We start from the raw sequence: 20017 nt of genomic DNA, 5'->3' as shown, positions 1-20017 counted from the left end.
AGAATTATGAAACGTACAGTTATAATGATGTTGGATTCCTTTGGCGTGGGCGCTGCTGGTGACGCTGCCAAGTTTGGGGATCTAGGTTCTGACACATTTGGCCATATCGCCAAAGCCTGCGCCGAAGGTAAAGCGGATACTGGTCGTAAAGGCCCATTAGCTCTGCCAAACTTGGCCCGTTTAGGGTTAGCCCATGCCGCGATGGAGAGTACTGGGGCGTTTGCACCAGGCTTTGCGGACAATGTTGAGCTGATTGGTGCCTATGGCCACGCTCAGGAATTAAGTTCGGGTAAAGATACCCCGAGCGGTCACTGGGAAATGGCGGGAGTACCCGTATTATTCGAATGGGGCTATTTTAGCGAGCACCAAAACTCATTCCCTAAAGAGCTGACCGATAAGATTTTGGCCCGTGCGGGACTCGATGGCTTTTTAGGTAACTGCCATGCTTCTGGTACTACTATTCTGGAAGAATTAGGCGAAGAGCATATGCGCTCTGGCAAGCCAATTTTTTACACCTCGGCAGATTCTGTATTCCAGATTGCCTGCCATGAAGGCACATTTGGCTTAGAAAATTTATATCGTCTTTGCGAAATCGCTCGTGAAGAGTTAGAACCTTATAACATTGGCCGCGTGATTGCGCGTCCATTCGATGGTACTGGCCCAAGCGACTTTGCTCGTACTGGTAACCGTAAGGATTACTCCCTCGAGCCGCCAGCGAAGACAGTGTTAGATAAGTTAAAAGCCGCCGGTGGTGAAGTGGTGAGTGTGGGCAAGATTGCCGACATTTACGCTTACTGTGGCATCACCAAAAAGGTGAAGGCAAACGGTTTAGAAGCGTTATTTGATGCAACGTTAGCCGAAGTGAAATCAGCGGGTGAAAATACTATCGTATTCACTAACTTTGTTGATTTTGACTCCCACTATGGCCACCGCCGTGATGTGGCAGGTTATGCTAAAGGGCTGGAGTATTTCGACTCGCGTTTACCTGAAATGCTGGCGCTGCTGGATGAGGACGATCTGTTAATCCTCACCGCTGACCATGGTTGCGACCCAACATGGCAAGGTACGGACCATACTCGTGAATATGTGCCTGTATTGGCCTATGGCGCAGGGCTGAAAGCCGGTTCACTCGGTCGCCGTAACAGTTTCGCCGATATCGGCCAATCTATCGCAAGCTACTTCAAGCTTGAGCCGATGGAATACGGTGAGTCGTTTATCTAAGTAAACGTGCAAGATCTCGATTTGGCGGCCAACATTGGGCCGCCAGTAAACAAAGACTTAAGTCTTAATAAAATAAACAGGGGTTATTTCGATGGCAACACCACACATTAATGCTGTAGAGGGCGCATTCGCTGAGACAGTTCTGTTTCCAGGCGATCCATTACGTGCAAAATATATCGCTGAAACATTCTTAGAAAATGTTGAGCAAGTGACTGACGTTCGAAACATGCTAGGTTTTACTGGTACTTACAAAGGTAAACGTATTTCTGTTATGGGTTCAGGCATGGGTATTCCTTCATGCTCAATCTATGCAACCGAATTAATTAAAGACTACGGCGTTAAGAACCTGATCCGCGTGGGTACTTGTGGCGCGATCAGCACTGACGTTAAAGTGCGCGATGTGATCATCGGCATGGGTGCTTGTACCGATTCTCAAGTTAACCGTTTACGTTTCAAAGGCCAAGATTTCGCTGCTATCGCGAACTACGAGCTGATGAATGCCGTGATCGAATCTGCCAAAGTGAAAGGCACTAAGATCCGTGTTGGTAACGTTTTCTCTGCCGACCTGTTCTACACTCCTGATCCACAAATGTTTGACGTGATGGAAAAAATGGGCGTGTTAGGCGTAGAAATGGAAGCCGCTGGTTTATACGGTGTTGCCCATGAATTCGGTGCCCGTGCATTGTGTGTGGTAACGGTATCTGACCATATCCGTACTGGCGAAAAAACCACTTCTGAAGAGCGTCAAACCACGTTCAACGATATGATCGTGATGACATTAGACGCTGCAATTACGCTGTAATGTGTTGCTAATGCAGTCATAAGAAAAGGGTTCGCATTGCGAACCCTTTTTATTACCCTGTCTTCTTTTAGATTAGCCTGCTAAACCGTGCTGCCAAATGTTCGATGGATAAAATCCTGTAATGCGGCGCAGACCAAAGATGCCTCAGTTTGACCTGAGACGCTTCAATTAACCCGTTGAGTCTGTGTCTAAATCGCTCGGTTGAACAGGGACTTTCTCCGCAGAGGATTTCGAGGTATTGGTCTTCACGCGGCGGACCGATTTAACCTTAGGTTTATTCGGTGTGGATACTGAGGTTTGTGGCTCTGTGGCCGACGCAACAGCTTGCGTCGACTGCGTTTTAGACTGAGGCATAGTGTTGGATGATGATTCATCCTTTGCTCCCATCTCAGGAGCTATCTCTGGTTTTAACTCAGTTTTCAGATCAGACACTTGCTCTGGCATTTGCTCAGACTCAGTTTTTGTTTCTGTAATGGCTTTGGCCTTCTTCACTTTAGGCTGAATACTGGCTTGATTACTGTTTTCATCCGGCACTTTAGCGTTTTCTGTGATTTTTCCTAAAGGCAAAGTATCTGTAGTTTGTTTATTTTCTTCGGTTTCTTTATTTTCTGTCGGCTTTTGAGCGGCCTCTGTATCACTCGCGATGACTTCATCCAACTGCTCATCCTGATGACCCGCAGACTTCGATTCCTCAGCCGCTTCAGGGGCTTTTATCGCTTTATTCTTTTTAGGGTTTTTACGCAATTTGGCGCGGGTGCGGCGACGGTCAAAATCGGCGCGTTTAAAAGATAAAGCGCGGGATAACAACATGCCTATTAGGCCTGCAACCAGCAGCATTATTTGTTGCTGCTCCATATTCAGGTTATGCGCTTCTTTGATTTCATTAAAAAATAGTTTGGTATCGAGCCTAACCTCGACATAACCTAAATTCTTGCCATCCTGAGTCACGGGTTCAACATAGGGCGGATATTTGCTCAGTAGCAGACTCATTTCTTCTGATTCGGGATCTAAGGCATCTTTAGTCAGGCTTTGAGCAAAGGCTAAGCGTATTCCTTGATCGCTAAATATTGCAGCCGACATCACCTTAGGATCTTCAACTAGGGCGCTGGCGAGCCACTGGAGTTGCTCATCATTTTGTAATTGTAGGGCGGGCGCGGCGCTATAGGCTGTTTGCTGCACTAGTAATCTGGCCATCTTTTGCGTTTGGGACTTTAGAAGCAGCTGACCTTGTAGTAGGCTTGTTTGCCACAATTGCACTAAGCCGACCATCAAGGTCAAGGCGATGGCGATTTGGAGCAGTCTACTGATTTTATGGCTTTTCTTTAGCCCTTTAAGATATAACACTTTGACCCTTAATAATGAGAGCGCTTGCCTAATCATAATTGATTCTGCGTGAGCCCGATAGCTGGAGAACACGAGTCCTATGGAAAGCTTGAACCAAAATCCGCTGTTTGTATGGTTAGCAGCTAACCCTTTACCTCGTTTTGAATATCAGGGGCTCAGTTTCGAGGCTTATCAGGAATCGTCTACGCGGCCATCCCAAAGTGGATTTGCTATGCGTCTGATTTACGAAGATTTAAGTCTCGAAGACTCTCTTGCGACTTGGATTGTTTCTCTGGCTGAAAGTCTCAAATTAACCATGCTCTCCATTGCACCTATTCGTCGTCAAGTGGCACTGCATTGCGTCGAATTAGCGCTTCCTGTAGAACCCAGTGCCGAATTGTTAGCAACCTGTCCATCTCAGGTAGAGTTACATTTAATTCATGGCCCATTACCTAAACTGAGCGAGCCCGGTTTACTGGTGATGGACATGGATTCTACCGCGATCCAAATTGAATGTATCGATGAACTTGCCGCGATGGCTGGGGTCGGCGAGCAAGTGGCGGCGATCACTGAGCGCGCGATGCAGGGGGAGCTCGATTTTGAGCAGAGTCTGCGCCAAAGGGTTGCCCAGCTTCAGGGCGCCGATGCCAAGATTATTCAAACCTTGTGTGACACTTTGCCATTGATGCCGGGTCTTGAGGCCATGTTGACCGAGCTTAAGTCGCATCATTGGCGCCTCATTGTGGCTTCAGGAGGCTTCACGCCGTTTGTTGGTCACTTAAAACAGCTGCTGAATTTAGATGCGGCCTTTGCCAATGAATTAGTCATAACGGACGGTAAGCTGGCGGGAGCCGTCACCGGAAAAGTCGTCGATGCCCAGTTTAAGGCCGATGTGGTCAACCGTTGTAGCCAAGAATGGCAAATCCCAGTGGGGCAACGTGTGGCGATCGGTGATGGTGCTAACGATATTCCTATGGTGCAGGCGGCTGACTTTGGGATTGCCTTCCATGCCAAGCCCAAACTTGCCGCCGCAGCAGATGCTCGGATCCGTAGTTTGGACCTTAGAGTATTGCCTTATCTGTTGCAGTTTTAATAAGTGACTCAGTCGACTATGTGGTGACATTAGAGTAATGACTCTTGTTTTTTGAGGCTTAACTGGTAGTTTAGTGTTCATTAATGGACTACCAGTGACTGACTTTGACTTCAACTCCAGATGAGCATTCTGCTCAAACACTTTCACAAACCTCCCTCTATCTTCCTTATCGGGATGGACAGTTACACCTGCGCCAGTTGTTGCCAACTACTGCTGATTTTTCTAAACCGCCGATCCTGATGTTGCATGGCGCTATGTCAAATGGCCGAGTTTTTTACAGCCAGAGCGGTCGTGGTTTGGGATGTTTTCTTGCTAAGGCGGGTTTTGTGGTTTATGTGCTCGATACCGCTGGACGAGGATTAAGTTTACCAAAAATCAGTCGAGATTTTACCTTAGGACAAGGTGAGGTGATCCGTGAGCAATTGCCATTAGTACAGCAGTATATTTTGAATATTCATAATCAGGCCTGTCAGAAACAGGGGAAAATATCCCCCTCACGTGTGCATTGGTGCGCCCATTCCTGGGGTGGCGTGTTGATGGCGAGCGCCTTAGCGCGTTACCCTGAACTGCAGCAAAGTGTGCGTTCACTACTCACCTTCGGCAGTAAACGCACTATTCGCGTCAAATCTTTCAAAAAATGGTTGATGGTCGATGTGTTTTGGAATCGCCTTGCCCCAAGTTTAGCGGTTGGGCAGGGATATCTCGCCGCCGATAAACTGCGTGTCGGTATGGATAACGAGAGCCGGGCGTCATTGAATCAAAGTATCGATTGGGTGCGAGGTGAGTGGCGCGATCACGATGACGGTTTTGATTATGCCAAGGCGGCGAAGGTAGCCAACTGGCCCGTCGCTTGGTTTATAGCGGGGCAAAACGATACTGTGCTTGGGCATCCTGAAGATGTCGCCGATATGATCTCTGAGTGTGGCTTTCGCCAAGTGAAATTCACTTTGCTCTCAAAGGCGAACGGCTTTAAACACGACTATGGCCATGCGGATATGCTGACTCATCTGGATGCGATGAGTGACCATTTTCCGCTGATCCGCGATTGGTATTTAGGCTTTGAACTCGCGGTATTAAAAGACGAGGAATAAGTTAGGCCTGTTTATGTAACACTGGGTATCTTAATTCCACTTCTTGGGTGATATCCAGCAATTCACCTACACCGATAATGCGCCAGAGCTGATCTTCAAGTTGTTTTGCCCTGTGATTTGCATGGATATTGATATATTCCAATTCGCGGCGCAGATACCCCATATCCGGTTTTTCGGTGGCACCTCGATAAATTCGTAGCGCCATAAAGCGTCCAGCCAATTTACTTTGGGTGATAAATGCGACTTTAGCTTGAGCATCACCGACTTCAATAGCGGGTATACATTTTAAATGGAATCGGCCGCGAGACTGACGCGTCAGTTGAATAAAGACTTCAATAAAATCCATATCCTGCTGGGGTTTCATTTGGCGGATGGGCTCGAGAATATCCCGTTTAAAAAAACCATCCTTGAGCAGCGGAGCGAGGTTATATTGCAACGTATCTGAAGAACCTGCGGCAAAAATATCACTAATTTCATCATGTTCAGTACTGACGCCTAAGCAAGCCACTTGTGCTGATTTAGTCGTTTTTTCAACAAAGTAGGGCACAGAATGGAGTTCGCGTAATAGGATATTTTTAAGTCCATCAGCAAGCTCGTTTGCTTCACTATTATTTTCAGTGAGTTGTTCTAGCTTTTCTTTATTGTGGGCGATTAATTTGTTTAAAAACTCGACACCGACATGGGGCGTATGGCCCATGACAGCGGCTAAATGTAACGTGACGCCATTCTTACGGGTTCGAACTAAGCGGTAGGGTAAATTCTCGAGTTGAGTTTTGCCGGCAATGGTTTGCAGTTTAGGTAAACTGATCATTAAGGGTTTATTGGTTACAAACGCCGTGGGATTGTCGAGTGTGAGCTGCATGCCACGACCTGAGATATCTAAGGTTATTCCTGTTGCTTTTAGGCCTCCCTGCGAGACATTGACTAAGGTTTTAAAGGCGAAGCGTGCTTCCTGCCGCCGCTCACTAAATTGCATTGCAATCGGTTTGATTTGGTGGGTGCTGAGCCGTTGCTGGCCGAAAGCTTTTAGCGCATTCGCATTACTATCGTCTTGCCAGGCTTTATAGGTCGCTCTTTCATCCTCGTTGGTCAGATCGATAAGTTGTAGCATATGGCTGAACTGGGCTAATTGTTGCTCCACCAGCGGGCTGTATTTAGCATCATCTCCCGGTAATGTCGCTCGGCGATAGCCTTTAGCATGGTAAATTTTATCTGGAACCAGTTTGAAAATACGCCAGCTTGGTTTGGTTGAAGCAAAACCTAAAAACAATGATACCAAGCCTTTAGCTTTTAATTCGGCTAAGGTAGCCGAATAAAAATACAAGCAGCCTTGGGCGTTGTAGGTAAACGTAAAAAATAACCCATAGTCAGGATTTTCGGGATGGCTAAGTAGCGCAGAAAGCCGTGCTGATGTCAGCATTGCTGGTAACTGACTGATATCGTTCTCATCTTGAAAATAATGCACTATCTGCTGATTATCTCGACTCAGCAGCATATGGCTAATTGATTGGGTTTGTTGATTCAAAAATAACGGTAAATGTGGCAAATGCGGCAGATAATGACGCTCGAATCCAAGGCCGGATGCGGTTACTAATACGTCATTAACATCGAGTTTATAACGGAGTTTATAGCCTCGAATCAAATTGCCCAGCATCTCGCCTAGCGCATCAGTGCCACCAATACGCTTCAATCTTAACCAAATAAATTCACCATTAGTTTGGCTATCAACAATGTGGTAATCGACTCCAAGTTGTAGATCGGGGTAATAATATTCTTCACTTAGCTCGAGAAGCTTTACCTTTAGCGGTTTATCGAGGTCAAAAGGATGATTCGCCGCCAAGCGAATGCGCGCACCACCAATGGATAAATCGACGGTGATCCCCGGCATTTCAGGTCTGCCTGGTTGGGAAACGGCAATGCGGATACTGTAATTCATTCGCTCTTCAGTGCGATTAAAATAACTGCCGAGCACAACGCCTGGCACCATAAAGGGTTCGAGTTCGGCGGTATCGCTTTGTTGTGTCACCTGGCGTAATTTTTGTCGCCGAAGTTGATGGGCGGCGATGACGTATTCATATACGCCTAAAGTGTATTTGTTACGGTATAAGGACATGGCCTCTTGCAGGCTATGTTTAGCTGGCTCGTCGAGAAAATGGCGCTGCTGACCCAGCATGACTTCACTACAGGGCAACTCTGACTTATCCCTAAGGTCAATAATCCGCGTGCAGGGCGAAGCTAAACGATTCAACTCCATTTTTAATAAAAAACGGGTGGAATTGTTTTCATCGACAGTCAGCTGCTGGAAAATCTCCTGGAAGTTAGGTTCCATGAGCAGCGGCTTGAGTTGTTCTATGAGTGCACTATGGTTATCTAAACTCATGTAGTGGTCTTTTCTAATGCTGATTTTATGTGTGCTGTGTTAGTCTAATGTCGGCAGTATTCACAGTTACTTAAATTGATTTTATACAGATTTTAATAAGTTATGGCAAAGAATAAAACCGCGTACGTGTGCAATGAGTGTGGACAGGATTTTCCCCGTTGGCAAGGGCAATGCAGTGCTTGTCACGAGTGGAATACGATAACTGAAGTGCGCTTAGGTGCTGCCTCGCCCGGACGGGGGACTCAGTTTGCCGGTTACGCTGGTGCAGGCAGTAGCGAAGTCAAAACCTTAGACCAAATTGATCTCAATGCCTTGCCACGTATAGTGAGCCACTTTGGTGAACTCGACCGGGTACTTGGAGGCGGCATTGTGCCTGGATCGGCGATTTTGATTGGCGGCCATCCCGGAGCTGGTAAGAGTACTTTGCTGCTTCAGACCCTATGTCATTTAGCCGAGCAAATGCCCGCGCTTTATGTTACTGGGGAAGAATCGCTCCAACAGGTGGCGATGCGGGCCCATCGTCTTGGCTTACCGACCAATAAACTGAGGATGTTATCCGAAACCAGTGTGGAGCTGATCTGCGAAGTCGCCCTGAAAGAATCGCCAAAAGTCATCGTTGTCGACTCTATTCAAGTTATGCATATGAGCGATGTAGCGTCGAGTCCCGGCAGCGTGTCGCAGGTACGTGAATCAGCCTCCTATCTAACCCGTTTCGCCAAGCAAAATGGCATTGCTGTTATTATGGTGGGTCATGTCACCAAAGATGGCAGCCTCGCCGGGCCAAAAGTGCTCGAGCACTGTATCGATTGCTCGGTGATGTTTGAAGGGGATAGCGACAGCCGTTATCGTACTTTGCGCTCCCACAAGAACCGCTTCGGGGCGATCAACGAGCTGGGCGTATTTGCCATGACGGAACGTGGCTTGAAGGAAGTGGCTAACCCATCAGCAATTTTCCTCTCCCGCGGCGAGGAAGAATCCTCGGGCTCCTTGGTCATGGTGGTGTGGGAAGGTACGCGCCCGTTACTGGTTGAACTGCAAGTGCTGGTGGATAATTCTGCCATGTCCAATCCGCGCCGCGTGGCAGTGGGGATGGATGCAAACCGTTTGGCCATGTTGCTTGCGGTGATGCATCGCCACGGTGGCTTACAAATGTCGGATCAGGACGTGTTTGTGAACGTGGTCGGCGGGGTTAAAGTAACCGAAACCAGTGCCGACTTAACCCTGCTACTGGCTATGGTATCGAGTTTTCGTGGCGATATTTTACCGAGTGATTTAGTGGTGTTTGGTGAAGTGGGCTTATCTGGCGAAATTCGACCTGTGCCAAATGGGCAAGAACGTTTAGTCGAAGCCGCTAAGCATGGTTTTAAACGAGCAATAGTACCTCGAGCGAACGTGCCGAAAAAACCGCCAGTGGGAATGGAAGTGGTGGGCGTTTCCAAGCTATCAGAAGCCCTTGAAGCAATCTAATCTAAAAAACAAACAGCGCCTTAAGCGCTGTTTGTTTTTTCTCGGGAGTCAAGCCCGTACCCAATCACTATCCGTGCAATCACTATCCGTGGTGTTTAATCGGCGGAATGATGTTTTTCGACAAAGAGCGCCAATTCACGGTTCAGAATTGAGGCATCGCCTAAGTTAAGCTCAACGATGCGTTTGAGGTGGCTGATGCTGTCGACATCGATAATGTTACATTTAAGCCCTAGTTGGTGATTACGTTGATGCACCAACTCAGTTTCCATTTGCAGCTCAATATCCGAGCCCTGCAGAGTAAAGTTAAGGATGATAGGCTCATCTGAATGGCTAAATCCTGCGGGTTCTTCCACTAAAGCGCCATTTAGGCTGAGATCCAATATTGAGGTTTGCCATTGCTTTTCGCCTTGGTGTATTGACGCACTTGCGGCAAAGAGGATCCGTGAAAAATGTCGTCTTTCATCAATCACTAATTCTTTATCTTTCATAGTTTGTTAGCGCCCACACCAATCAATATGCCTAAGCATATGTCATATTGAGGAGAGTGTAAAAGCTCGGCAGATTTTTGTGCAATAAAGTAATGTAGATCGCATATTTTACCTTTCCTTCATATGCAAATATGAAAAAGTATGAATAATTCAGTTAAGCAAAATAAGAGAAGTTGAACATGGCCTATAGTGTGCTCGTTGTCGATGATGAAGCGGTTATTCGTGCGCGATTGAAGGGATACTTTGAAAAGGAAGGTTATCGTGTGATTGAGGCTGCCGATGGCGAGCAAATGTGGTACGAGTTTAATCGTCAACATATCGATTTAATTATGTTAGATATTAACCTGCCTGGGGTCGATGGCTTAAGTTTAACCCGCGAGTTACGCAGCCGCTCCCATGTGGGGATTATCTTAGTCTCTGGCCGTGATGAATCGATTGATAAAATCGTTGGCCTGGAGATGGGCGCCGATGATTATGTGACTAAGCCCTTCGAACTGCGGGAACTATTGGTGAGGGTAAAAAATCTGCTTTGGCGGATTTCTTTGGTAAAACAAGCCGAACAGGCGCTAGTGCAGGAATTATCACAGCCCGATGATTTGATAAGTTTTGAAGGCTATCAGCTTGAATTAAATAGTCGTAAGCTGCGGCAAGGGGAGGAGCTTATCAAGCTCACTAAGGCCGAATTTGAGTTATTAACCGCCTTTGCTTTGCATCCGCAGCAGGTACTTTCTCGCGAGCGCTTAATGCAGCAAACCAGTCATCGCAATCATGATGTGAATGACAGAACCATAGATGTTATTATCCGCCGTCTACGTAATAAGCTCAATCCCGAGCTCTTTGTCACTGTCCATGGTGAGGGGTATTTATTTGCCGCTAAGGTGGATGACTGATCTCTAACTTAGATCTTGTGTTAAGCGCTCAAGGGCGCACTTGATACAAGGGATAAAAATCCGCTTCGGCAAGGCTAAAGCCAAGTGCCGACAGGGTATTTTTTGAGGTGGTGCGCTCAACGATAGCTGGACCTATATCGCCAAAAGGCGCGGCGCCTTCGAGCTGTTTTACCGTAACATCAATGGCGAGTTTGCCCTGCAACACGACCAAATCATCATTGCTGTAGACCACTTTTTGCCGCATCAAGCCGCGCAGAATCGCGGGGGATAAGTAACTGCTCACCAGCTTGATATCTTGTGTCAGCTGTTTTTGTTTGAGGGTGCTAACGGCGGCTTCTATCGCCACCGCACTACCTAGAATATAGTTAGGCTGCTGGGCTTTTAGCAGTATCTGTAGTTGATCGCGGTAGAGATTGCGATTGTTATCGGCGTGCTGAATCGCACTGATGCTAACATTGCTACCTTCAAGCGCATGACGAATCCCTTGCTCTACTAAATCGGTGCCGCCGAGGTTTTCGGGGCCGGCTAAGAGAGCCAAAGTGGTCGGCTGGGTTGGCGTATGTGCCTTGGCATCCGCCTTAATAAAATGGCCCGCGCTTAGCCCCATTTGATACCAGTTAACGCCGATATGGGTCTGCACTTGTTCTGAATTAAGTTTATTCACTAAGGCGAGCACGGGTTTGGTTAGCGGCTCGGAAAACTGTTCGAGCAGATTGGGGCTCACTGCGCCGAGTAAAATTGCGTCGTAGTCACCGCTCATGCAGGTGCGTAACTGTTCGAGTTGCTTATCCTGATGGTAGTAGCTGCCCGCTTCGAACAGATCTAAAGATACGCCAAGGAATTTGGCATGTTGGATTAGGCCATAATCGATGCCAATCCAATAAGCGTCCTTCAGGTGAGGGACGAGGACACATAGACGCCAAGCTTGTTGAGCTTTAGTGAGAGGATGATAATCAAGCGCCTGCGCCTGCTGAATTTTGGCATTAAAGGGATGGCGTTGCTCTAATGGCCAAGTTTGGCTGTTGGCATTGGCAGGCGATAAACATAACAGGCCAAAAGTGGTGAGTGTGAGCAAAGCTTGCCAAAATTTTCCCATTGTCTCGTATCATCCACAGTGAACATTTCGAAGGCATTGTAACAGAAGGAACAAGTGTGGCGCCTTTATCTTTATCGCGAAGTAGTTTAACCGGCAGACTCATGCTCGCCTTCGGTGTGCTTGGGGTATTGCTGTTGCTACTGGTTAGCTTAGGTAGCCTGAGTTTACATTGGCTCAAGCAGGCTGACAGTTATCTGTATGAAGAATCCTTACCCGCCTCTCAAGCCGCGCGCCAATTAGTGCAGGCCTCTAATGCCTTATCCGATGGCGTGACCCAGTTAGGCCAAGTGGAGGATGAGCGGCAGCGGGAATTTATCGGCCGTAAGCTCAGCCTTGAAAGCGCCACAATGTTAAATAGCATCAAAGTGTTACTAACACTTGATGTGAACGAAGATAATCATTTATCCGTATTAGCTGGGCAAATCATCGAGCAATTAACCTTATTGGGTAAGAGTGTGGGCCAGCGCATTACCTTGGGCGATGAGTTGCAGCTTAGGGCCCGTGAGTTATCACTTGCCGCAGCCCATGCCTCTGAGTTATTGCAATCCGAATTGGCGGTAGTCGACTCGGCGATTTTAGCAAAACTCAGCCAAGCCTACCCGGATATGGCGGGGAATAAACGCAGTGGGCAACTGCTTGATGATGTGATTGAACGTGAGCTCGATATCCAAGAACAGCTCAATCGCGCGCTCAAGTTAGTGCATCAAATTGCGCTGCTCAGTCAGTTATTTGAGGCATCTGAATTACAGTCCGAGCTGCAATTGAGTGTTCCCCGTTTATTGGCAACCTTTGCCAGCACTGCATCATCGCACCCCATGGCGCAGAATCATCCAAAACAAGGGACGGCTATCGATCAGGCATCAAGCGCAAACACAGATTCGCCTGCGGCAGAGGTGGGTATCGATTTAATGGCGCTAACGACAGTTTCTGAGCTGATACGCGATCCCGGCAGGCTCAATGCGCTAAAGGCGGAACTGGCTGTTCTTCTCCATACCCCCAAAATTATTAAATTACAGCGAGAACTGAGTCAAAGTTTGCAGCGGCAACAGCGGCAGCAGCAGGAGTTAGCGGAAAAACTCTATAGCCTCAATACGCTGGTGGATAGTGCGCTTAATCAACAGCAACAGCGGGCGGAGCTGGCGCGTAGTGATTATTTAATGCAGTTGTCTTACGCCCGCTTGGGGCTGTGGGGCACGGGCATCTTAATGTTGGTGATCATCGGTGTGGTGGTTTACCGGGTGATCTATCGCGGCATTGCCTTGAGGTTAAATCAGGCAACCGAGGCCATGTCGCGCTTAAGTTTAGGGGACACCAATGTGAGCCTCGATGCCCACGGTGACGATGAGTTGACCGCCATGGCCAATGCCATCGAGGCATTTAAGCGAAAAACCGCCCATAACCTGAAATTACAGACGGATTTGCGTCAGGTCGCCGATGAGCTGACCGAGCATAAAAAGGCCCTCGAACAAACCGTGGCCACGCGCACGCAGGAATTGGCCGAAGCCAACCTGCGACTCGATGCAGAGGCCAAAGGCCACGCTAAGGCAAGAATCGTTGCCGAGGAGGCGAGTCAGGCAAAATCACAATTTCTCGCGACCATGAGCCATGAGATTCGCACTCCGCTCAACGGCTTACTCGGGACTCTTACCTTGCTCGGCCATAGCCAGCTACCGCCAGCGCAGCAACAGATGCTCGCGCTGTCGCAATACAGCGGCACGCTGCTGCAAACTGTGCTCAACGATATTCTCGATTTCTCCCGCCTCGAGCAGGGCAATCTAACCAATGAACCGCGGCCAACGGATATTAACGCCTTGCTTGATGAAGTGCTGGCGATCATGGTGGCGGGCGCTAATTTGGCAGGATTGAGCCTAAGGCTGAATCGTCCCCAGTTACCCGCGTGTATTCATATCGATGGCCCTAAGCTGAGGCAAGTGCTGTTTAACTTGATTGGTAACGGCATTAAATTCACCCCCGAAGGCGGCGTGAGTCTGAATGTCAGCGTTCGAGGCGATAAGTTGGCCTTTGTGGTGGCCGATACCGGCGTGGGGATTGCGCCCGAGGTGCGCGAGCAATTATTTATGCCTTACTGCGTATTGCCTAATCAGGGGCGCAGCCGTGGGACAGGTTTGGGGCTTGCCATCTGCAAACAGTTAGTTGAACTGATGGATGCCGAGGGGCTGGGAATTTGGGTCAAGAGCGAACCTGGCAAGGGCAGTGAGTTTGGTTTTGAGCTGAGCTTTACCCAATGTGATAAGGCATTAGATACGCAAACTCAGGTGCAAAAGCGTGTTAATCCCCAGCGGGTGTTAGTGATTGAAGACAACAAGGTCAATGCCATGGTCGCGCAGGGATTTTTGGCGCATTTAGGCCACAGTTCCAGTTTGGCCGTCAGTTGCCAGCAGGCGCTAGCGCATGTAAGTGGCGATAAGACATTCGATGCCGTGATGCTGGATATTCAGCTGAGTGATGGCTCTGGACTCACCCTATTACCCCAGTTAAAGGCGTTATTCGCCAATGACAAGGTGAAGTTTGCCGCCTTTACCGCGCAGATGCAGACAGAGGATCTTAGCCTCTATCGGGAGGCTGGGTTTGATACTGTGTTAGCTAAACCCTTGAGCCTGCAAACCCTGACAGAATGGTTAGGTGTTGCGCGTGTGCCAGCTTCACTACCAGCTTCACCAAGTGAGTCATCGCCGCACTCGGCACAATCGCTTCAATCGGTAAATAAGGCTGAGCCGGCCTGCCATAACCATCAAGCTGAAACCTTGTTAGATCTTAAACAGTTACAGCAAGATCTTGAGGTCTTAGGCGTGAAAGCCGTGAGTGATATGTTGACGCTCTATCGAACATCCAGTACTGAGCAAATGGAGCAACTCTCGGCGCTAAGCTATGTGGCGCATATCAGCGAGGGCGCAAAACTATTGCACGCGCTTAAGGGCGGCAGTGCCAGTATGGGGCTAAAAGCACTGACCCAGTGTTGTCAGCAGTGGGAGAAAGCACTAAACACCACAGGGGAAAATGTATTGGATAGCAAAGCCGTGGCTGAATTAACCACCTGCTGGCAGGCGTCGATAACAGCGCTTGAGCAGTGGCTCGCAACACTGGATTAGCAGCAAAGGATTCGCGACAAGACGTTAACTCTATTAGTGAGTCGTTTTTAACTGCATGTATTTTGCCTAATCTATGCAAATCGAGTGATAAAAAAGCGGCTCCCATGGGAGCCGCATTTCGTTAACTTATTCCAGGACGAGACATGAGTTATTACTTTGAGTCTTAATGCGACTCAGGTTTAACGCGACTCAGGTGTAACGCTAATCGGGCTTTATGCTTATGGCGATTAATGCATTCCCTGTTCTAACTGCTGTTTATCTTGCTGCACCCAAGCCAGCGTCAGCGTGGCGAGAGCGCTGTAAAAGCCATTGCGGTGCTTGCTATCGCACTCAACGACCTTAGCGACAAACTTTGATAACCAAGAGTCTATACAAGCGTTTAGGAAGCTTAACTGGGCAGCATCTTCACTGTGACAAGTTAAGTGTCCCATATAGGCAAGCATTACGGCTAAGTGGTCGGCAGGTTCAGGGAAGTGACTCTGCACTTGCAGTTTACTCTGGTGTAAAAACTCGCTCATTTGTTGATGCTGCTGCCCAAATAGCAAGGGTTCTTCCTCGCGACTCAAGTACAAGCTGGCATAGGGCGAGGCGCTGTGCTTTGTGCCTACGAGGAATAAACCGCAATAATCGGCGGCAAGTTCGAGCAAGGCTTCATCGCTCGTTAAGCCATTCAGCACCTTTTGTATGCTGGCCACCGGCGCACTAAACTCGGGTGCATAGCCCAGTTGCGTCCAGAATTGCTGCGCTTGCTCACTGGTGAGTTGCTTAAGGCGCTGCTCATCAATTTCACGGGCAAACAGAGAAGACAGCAGCTGATACACTAAGGCTCTGGCATGATTGATATCGACGTTGCTCATTGCATATTCCTCAAGATTAACAGTGGCATGCGTCTAGTTAACTAGGCGCATCGCCTTGTGGGCTCGGTTAGATTTCGACTTCGATAGGACCATCGAAGGAGCTAACCTTAGGGACTTTGCCTTGGTATTTCTCAAACTCGACCAGACAAGTATAGGCTGAGCAGGCTTGAGCCAACTTCGAGGTGCCAATGTCTAAGGTCAGAGTATTTGGATCGCCATAGCTACACAGGGCACCGATTTCGGCGCCACCTTCGACGCTGCCATCTTTACCCACTGGGCCATACCATGCGCCTTCATGAATTCGCACAACGCCTTTAGGGAAGCGTTCCGATACCACGGCGCCTGCTAACAGTTGGCCACGGTCGTTAAAGACGCGCACTATATCGCCATCTTTAATGCCGCGCGCTTTGGCATCCACAGGGCTGATATAGATGGGTTCGCGGCCGTTGACTGTGTAAGTTTCGCGGTATTCCTTCGATTCACACATCTGTGAGTGCAGACGTTTATCCGGATGGCAAGATTGTAGCCACACAGGATATTTGTCTGAACCCGGGCCACCATGGCTACGCTCGGCTTTTTCCATCCAAATGGGGTGGCCTTGGCAGTCGTCATAACCGAACTGTTCAATCTTACGGCTGAAGATTTCAATCAAGCCAGAAGGCGTGCCTAGTGGGTTGATTTCAGGATCGTTTCTAAAGTCGGCGTGGCGTGTCCACAGCTCGCCATCACCAAAGTGCACATAACCTTGCTTCCAGAAGGTGGCAAAATCTGGCATCTCATACTTACCTGCGTTCGCGGCTTTACACTCGTTATAGAGGGTTTCTATCCACTCCATTTCGCTCATATTGCGGGTGTATTCTTTCTCTTTACCCATCAGCGCGGCAAAGCGAGTGAAGATTTCAAAGTCTGACAAACTTTCAAACAGCGGCTCGACCATCTTCTGCATCGCCAAAATACCGCGGTTAGCATAGGCGCCGTATACGTCGATATCGTTGCGCTCATAGGTGGTGCAGGCGGGCAGCACTATGTCGGAGAAGCGGCAAGTCGCCGTCCAGTTCACATCGATAGTGACCACGCATTCAAGCTTTTGGAAGGCTTGCTTCATGCGGTTACGGTCTTGATGGTGATTCCATGGGTTATTACCCGAGAAAATCATCATCTTAATATCGGGATACACTACTTTCGAACCGTTGGCATCAATGGTTTTGCCGGGCTCGAGGATCGCATCAATCCAACGGGCGACGGGAATGGTGCTACTCGCGCCTTTAAAGTCGGTGCTGTCGAACAGGGGTTTTTGGTTCTCGTCTAAGTTACGCGGGAAGGCGCCGGGCGCCGCTGCATTTGTTGCAGGCACACCAATACTGGAGTAGTGGTGACCATAGCTGATGCCACCGCCGGGCAGACCAATTTGACCTATCATGGTCGCGAGGACGGCGGCCATCCAGTAAGGTTGCTCACCGTGTTGTTGGCGCTGAATACACCAACCCATCATGATTTGGGTGCGGCCCTTAACTAAGGTTTTCGCCAGATCGCGAATGATGTGTGGCTCAACCCCACAGATTGGCGCTGCCCACTCAGGAGTTTTGGCGATACCATCTTTAGTGCCCATCACGTAAGGCACAAACTCTTCGAAGCCTAAGCTGTAGCCTTGGATGAATTTATCGTCGTAAAGCTTTTGGGTGATCATCTCATGGGCGATGGCCAGCATCAGCGTCACGTCAGTCTGTGGGTTCACATACAACTGCTCACAGCCAAGGTAAGCCTGAGTTTTGGTGACCACAGGGTCGATACTTATTACGCGGATCTTGCCCTGTTTTACCTTCTCTTTTAGCTGCGCGAGGTAAGCGAAGGCCTCATGGGTTTCAGCGTTCCAACCCACTTGCAGGTTTTTGTAAGGATCGTTTGACCAGAGCACGATAGTGTTGCTGTTTTCTAAGATCAGCGGCCAAGAGGTGCCTTGGGCATACACTTCGGTTGAGCCTAATACATATGGCAGAATGGTTTGGCCTGCACCGGTGGAGTAGTCACCGATTTTCTTCACATAGTTGCCGTGCATTCCCACCGCACGTTGCATATGGCTGGTGCTGGAATGCAGTTGCCCGGTTGCGCGCCAGCCGGTTTGCCCCGCGTGTAAGCCCGATGGACCATACTTGGTTTGGATTTCATCGAGTGAGTGTTTAAACAGCTTTAATGCTTTATCCCAGGTCACGCGAACGAAGCGGAAATCTCCCCGTTGCTGAGTATTGCTCTTATGGCCTTTTAGTAAAAAGTCTAAACGAACCATAGGGTAACGCACACGGGATGGGTTATAGACCATACCGCGGATACCGTTAATCATATCCGTTGGATATTTATCTAAATCGAAGGCTTTGACCTCGGCAATCACACCGTTTTTACGTTTGATTTTAAAGGCGCCAAAGTGTGAGCCCGTGGTCAGCCATTCGTCTTCATTTAAGCCTGTACTGGCCAGCGCATTTAAGGGCGCTAACACTGAGCTGCCACCTAAAGCAACGAAAGAGGTTGAGGCTAAGCCTTTTAAAAAGTCTCTTCTGTTCATGGTATTACTCCCGAATTAGTGCTCTTTTTTCACGAAGGTTGACGAATGTTCCTGCAGATATTTCTGCACCAGCGCTTGGGTGTCTTGGTCCATGTTCACGAAGGCCAACATGCCTTGGAACATGCCAGGCCAGGTATTGGCATCGAAATGCGCTTCATCTGGCTGGGTGTGGCACACACTACAGCTTGAGCGGAACGTATCGCGGGCATATCCCCAGAGTGGTTGCAGCTCGGTGAGCAGGTAATCCTTATCGGTCCAGATTTGGGCTTCAACCCGTTGCCATTTCAGGCCTGTCATGGGGTCTTCTTTCTCTTCAAAGGTTTGGATAACACCTTCGGTTTCTGCTGCATCTTTACTTAACTGCGCCGACAGAATGTTCACGCCAAAGTCCATGTAGATCACGCGGCCTGCGCCGATTTTCTTACGCCAGCCATCGATACCAATTTTGATACGCTTACCTTGGGTTTCGAGCACTTTGACTTTAGTGGCTACGTTTAAGGTACCGGCTTCAACGTCACCTTTTTCACTAAAGAACAGTGGCTTAGTCAGGGCGCTGTAGTAGGTTTGGTTGGTTTCGACTGAGCTGACACCTGCGCCCACTTCGGCGATGAGTTCGGGTGCGCGGGCCGTGCCCATTTCAGGTAAATGGTGGGCAATGCCTTTGTGGCAATCGATACAGCTTTGGTCGATTTCGGCGGCACGTTTCATTTGTTTTTGCGCCAGTGGTGACATGCTTTCCCACTTCATCGAGTTGTAGTTGTGGCAGTTTTTACAGGCCAGAGAATTGTCGCGATCGAAACGTTTCCATTCGCGGCTCGCCATTTCTAGGCGCTTAGCTTCAAATTTTTCAGGGGTGTTGACCGTATTGAATAACCAGCCCCAAACATCGTGGGAAGCTTCCATCTTACGGGCAATCTTACGGCTCCAGTTGTGGGGCACGTGGCAGTCGGGGCAGGTGGCGCGCACACCTGAATGATTCGACCAATGCACAGTTTCCTGTAACTCTTGGTAAGGCTTGCTTTCCATACTGTGGCAGCTAATACAGAAGGCTTCGGTGTTGGTGGCTTCCAATGCGGTGTTAAATCCGCCCCAGAAGATGATGCCCATGATAAAAGCACTGATGCTGACAGCGCCTAAGGTGAGAGCTTTTGTGGGTTTGTTTAGTGTGCGCCAGAGGTTGATTAACCACTTCATAATAGCGTCCTCAAAGTATCAGTGAATTAGTGGCCGACAACGCCGCCGAAGGCTTGGATCATCCAAATGATGAAACCGTAGAGACTGATCCCCGCGATAGTCAGTGCGGGAAAGAGTATGAAAATGATGAATCCCAGCGCCTTTAACTCATTGCTGCGTGAGGACTTATCCGATGTTTGCATGGTGGGCTTTGTCATTGGGAAGAGCTCCGTTCGAAAGCGATTTTTGATGGGAGCACTATAAAGGGGAGATGTGAATGGACTTGCCTGTTGGGATGAATGGGCTTTGACAATATATGAAAAATTATGAAAATTTTAAAAATCCCATCATTTTTTGTTTTACTGACAGAGCGTTAATCTTATTTCTGTGATCGCTATCGGCAGTTTGATATGCAGTTTAGGTGTTTTTTTAAACACTGATTTTGACTTTTTTGGCTAATTATTTACTG

Annotated in this window: 15 protein-coding genes; 7 read left to right on the top strand and 8 right to left on the bottom strand. The window is 48.6% G+C overall.

All coding sequences use genetic code 11. From position 1 onward, the window contains the following. Window positions 1-6 precede the first annotated feature (6 nt). A complete protein-coding gene (locus IEY09_RS05765; RefSeq protein ID WP_069453334.1) occupies window positions 7-1221 on the top strand; it encodes a phosphopentomutase in 1215 nt (404 codons plus the stop codon). A gap of 91 nt (window positions 1222-1312) precedes the next feature. Beyond that, complete coding sequence (gene deoD, locus IEY09_RS05760) at window positions 1313-2023, top strand: purine-nucleoside phosphorylase (protein WP_011071449.1); 711 nt, start codon at window positions 1313-1315, stop codon at window positions 2021-2023. 168 nt (window positions 2024-2191) lie between these two features. Here the strand turns inward: deoD and IEY09_RS05755 are convergent, their stop codons facing one another. Beyond that, window positions 2192-3367 carry a YtjB family periplasmic protein gene (locus IEY09_RS05755; protein WP_188870297.1) on the bottom strand — a complete coding sequence of 392 codons (1176 nt, stop codon included), beginning with the start codon at window positions 3365-3367 and terminating at the stop codon, window positions 2192-2194. A 79-nt stretch (window positions 3368-3446) separates the two neighbouring features. Here IEY09_RS05755 and serB point away from each other — a divergent pair, with 79 nt between their 5' ends. Next, on the top strand, window positions 3447-4439 hold the full coding sequence (gene serB, locus IEY09_RS05750) for a phosphoserine phosphatase SerB (RefSeq protein WP_188870227.1): 993 nt from the start codon (window positions 3447-3449) through the stop codon (window positions 4437-4439). Window positions 4440-4543: 104 nt separating this feature from the next. Continuing rightward, entirely contained in the window at window positions 4544-5530 is a 987-nt protein-coding gene (locus IEY09_RS05745; RefSeq protein WP_144345725.1) for an alpha/beta fold hydrolase, read from the top strand. 1 nt (window position 5531) lies between these two features. On the opposite strand, the gene IEY09_RS05740 is transcribed toward IEY09_RS05745, so the two are convergent. Continuing rightward, on the bottom strand, window positions 5532-7910 hold the full coding sequence (locus IEY09_RS05740) for a PilZ domain-containing protein (protein WP_188870225.1): 2379 nt from the start codon (window positions 7908-7910) through the stop codon (window positions 5532-5534). A 102-nt stretch (window positions 7911-8012) separates the two neighbouring features. Here IEY09_RS05740 and radA point away from each other — a divergent pair, with 102 nt between their 5' ends. After that, window positions 8013-9377: a DNA repair protein RadA gene (radA, locus tag IEY09_RS05735; RefSeq protein ID WP_037415324.1), complete on the top strand. Its 1365-nt coding sequence runs from the start codon at window positions 8013-8015 to the stop codon at window positions 9375-9377. A 95-nt stretch (window positions 9378-9472) separates the two neighbouring features. On the opposite strand, the gene IEY09_RS05730 is transcribed toward radA, so the two are convergent. Next, window positions 9473-9865 carry a PilZ domain-containing protein gene (locus IEY09_RS05730; RefSeq protein ID WP_086024078.1) on the bottom strand — a complete coding sequence of 131 codons (393 nt, stop codon included), beginning with the start codon at window positions 9863-9865 and terminating at the stop codon, window positions 9473-9475. Between the two features lie 179 nt (window positions 9866-10044). Between IEY09_RS05730 and torR the strand changes: the two genes are divergently transcribed. Then, window positions 10045-10755, top strand: coding sequence for a two-component system response regulator TorR (gene torR, locus IEY09_RS05725; protein ID WP_037430273.1), 711 nt, complete (start codon window positions 10045-10047; stop codon window positions 10753-10755). 28 nt (window positions 10756-10783) lie between these two features. On the opposite strand, the gene torT is transcribed toward torR, so the two are convergent. Beyond that, on the bottom strand, window positions 10784-11851 hold the full coding sequence (torT, locus tag IEY09_RS05720) for a TMAO reductase system periplasmic protein TorT (RefSeq protein WP_188870223.1): 1068 nt from the start codon (window positions 11849-11851) through the stop codon (window positions 10784-10786). Between the two features lie 56 nt (window positions 11852-11907). On the opposite strand from torT, the gene torS reads away from it, so the two are divergent. Then, window positions 11908-14961 (top strand): TMAO reductase system sensor histidine kinase/response regulator TorS, encoded by a 3054-nt coding sequence (torS, locus tag IEY09_RS05715; protein ID WP_188870221.1) that lies wholly within the window; start codon window positions 11908-11910, stop codon window positions 14959-14961. Between the two features lie 227 nt (window positions 14962-15188). Here the strand turns inward: torS and torD are convergent, their stop codons facing one another. From torD to torE, 4 genes are all read right to left on the bottom strand, one after another. After that, window positions 15189-15818, bottom strand: a complete 630-nt coding sequence (gene torD, locus IEY09_RS05710) for a molecular chaperone TorD (RefSeq protein WP_188870219.1) — start codon at window positions 15816-15818, stop codon at window positions 15189-15191. A 67-nt stretch (window positions 15819-15885) separates the two neighbouring features. Continuing rightward, complete coding sequence (gene torA / locus IEY09_RS05705; protein ID WP_188870217.1) at window positions 15886-18375, bottom strand: trimethylamine-N-oxide reductase TorA; 2490 nt, start codon at window positions 18373-18375, stop codon at window positions 15886-15888. A gap of 15 nt (window positions 18376-18390) precedes the next feature. Next, a complete protein-coding gene (gene torC / locus IEY09_RS05700; protein WP_011621843.1) occupies window positions 18391-19569 on the bottom strand; it encodes a pentaheme c-type cytochrome TorC in 1179 nt (392 codons plus the stop codon). A gap of 26 nt (window positions 19570-19595) precedes the next feature. Continuing rightward, the gene (gene torE / locus IEY09_RS05695) at window positions 19596-19766 is read right to left on the bottom strand and encodes a trimethylamine N-oxide reductase system protein TorE (RefSeq protein ID WP_011071462.1); all 171 of its coding nucleotides are present in this window, start codon (window positions 19764-19766) and stop codon (window positions 19596-19598) included. Window positions 19767-20017: the final 251 nt, after the last annotated feature.

The organism is Shewanella xiamenensis (assembly GCF_014647135.1).
Classification (GTDB): Bacteria; Pseudomonadota; Gammaproteobacteria; order Enterobacterales; family Shewanellaceae; genus Shewanella; species Shewanella xiamenensis.
Note: the sequence above shows the minus strand (reverse complement) of the source record. Positions and strands in the feature narration are given on the sequence as shown.

Coding starts and splice junctions, on each gene's coding strand:
- IEY09_RS05765 (WP_069453334.1), top strand. CDS start 7: ATGAAACGTACAGTTATAATGATGTTGGATTCCTTTGGCGTGGGCGCT.
- deoD (WP_011071449.1), top strand. CDS start 1,313: ATGGCAACACCACACATTAATGCTGTAGAGGGCGCATTCGCTGAGACA.
- serB (WP_188870227.1), top strand. CDS start 3,447: ATGGAAAGCTTGAACCAAAATCCGCTGTTTGTATGGTTAGCAGCTAAC.
- IEY09_RS05740 (WP_188870225.1), bottom strand. CDS start 7,910: ATGAGTTTAGATAACCATAGTGCACTCATAGAACAACTCAAGCCGCTG.
- radA (WP_037415324.1), top strand. CDS start 8,013: ATGGCAAAGAATAAAACCGCGTACGTGTGCAATGAGTGTGGACAGGAT.
- IEY09_RS05730 (WP_086024078.1), bottom strand. CDS start 9,865: ATGAAAGATAAAGAATTAGTGATTGATGAAAGACGACATTTTTCACGG.
- torR (WP_037430273.1), top strand. CDS start 10,045: ATGGCCTATAGTGTGCTCGTTGTCGATGATGAAGCGGTTATTCGTGCG.
- torT (WP_188870223.1), bottom strand. CDS start 11,851: ATGGGAAAATTTTGGCAAGCTTTGCTCACACTCACCACTTTTGGCCTG.
- torD (WP_188870219.1), bottom strand. CDS start 15,818: ATGAGCAACGTCGATATCAATCATGCCAGAGCCTTAGTGTATCAGCTG.
- torA (WP_188870217.1), bottom strand. CDS start 18,375: ATGAACAGAAGAGACTTTTTAAAAGGCTTAGCCTCAACCTCTTTCGTT.
- torC (WP_011621843.1), bottom strand. CDS start 19,569: ATGAAGTGGTTAATCAACCTCTGGCGCACACTAAACAAACCCACAAAA.
- torE (WP_011071462.1), bottom strand. CDS start 19,766: ATGACAAAGCCCACCATGCAAACATCGGATAAGTCCTCACGCAGCAAT.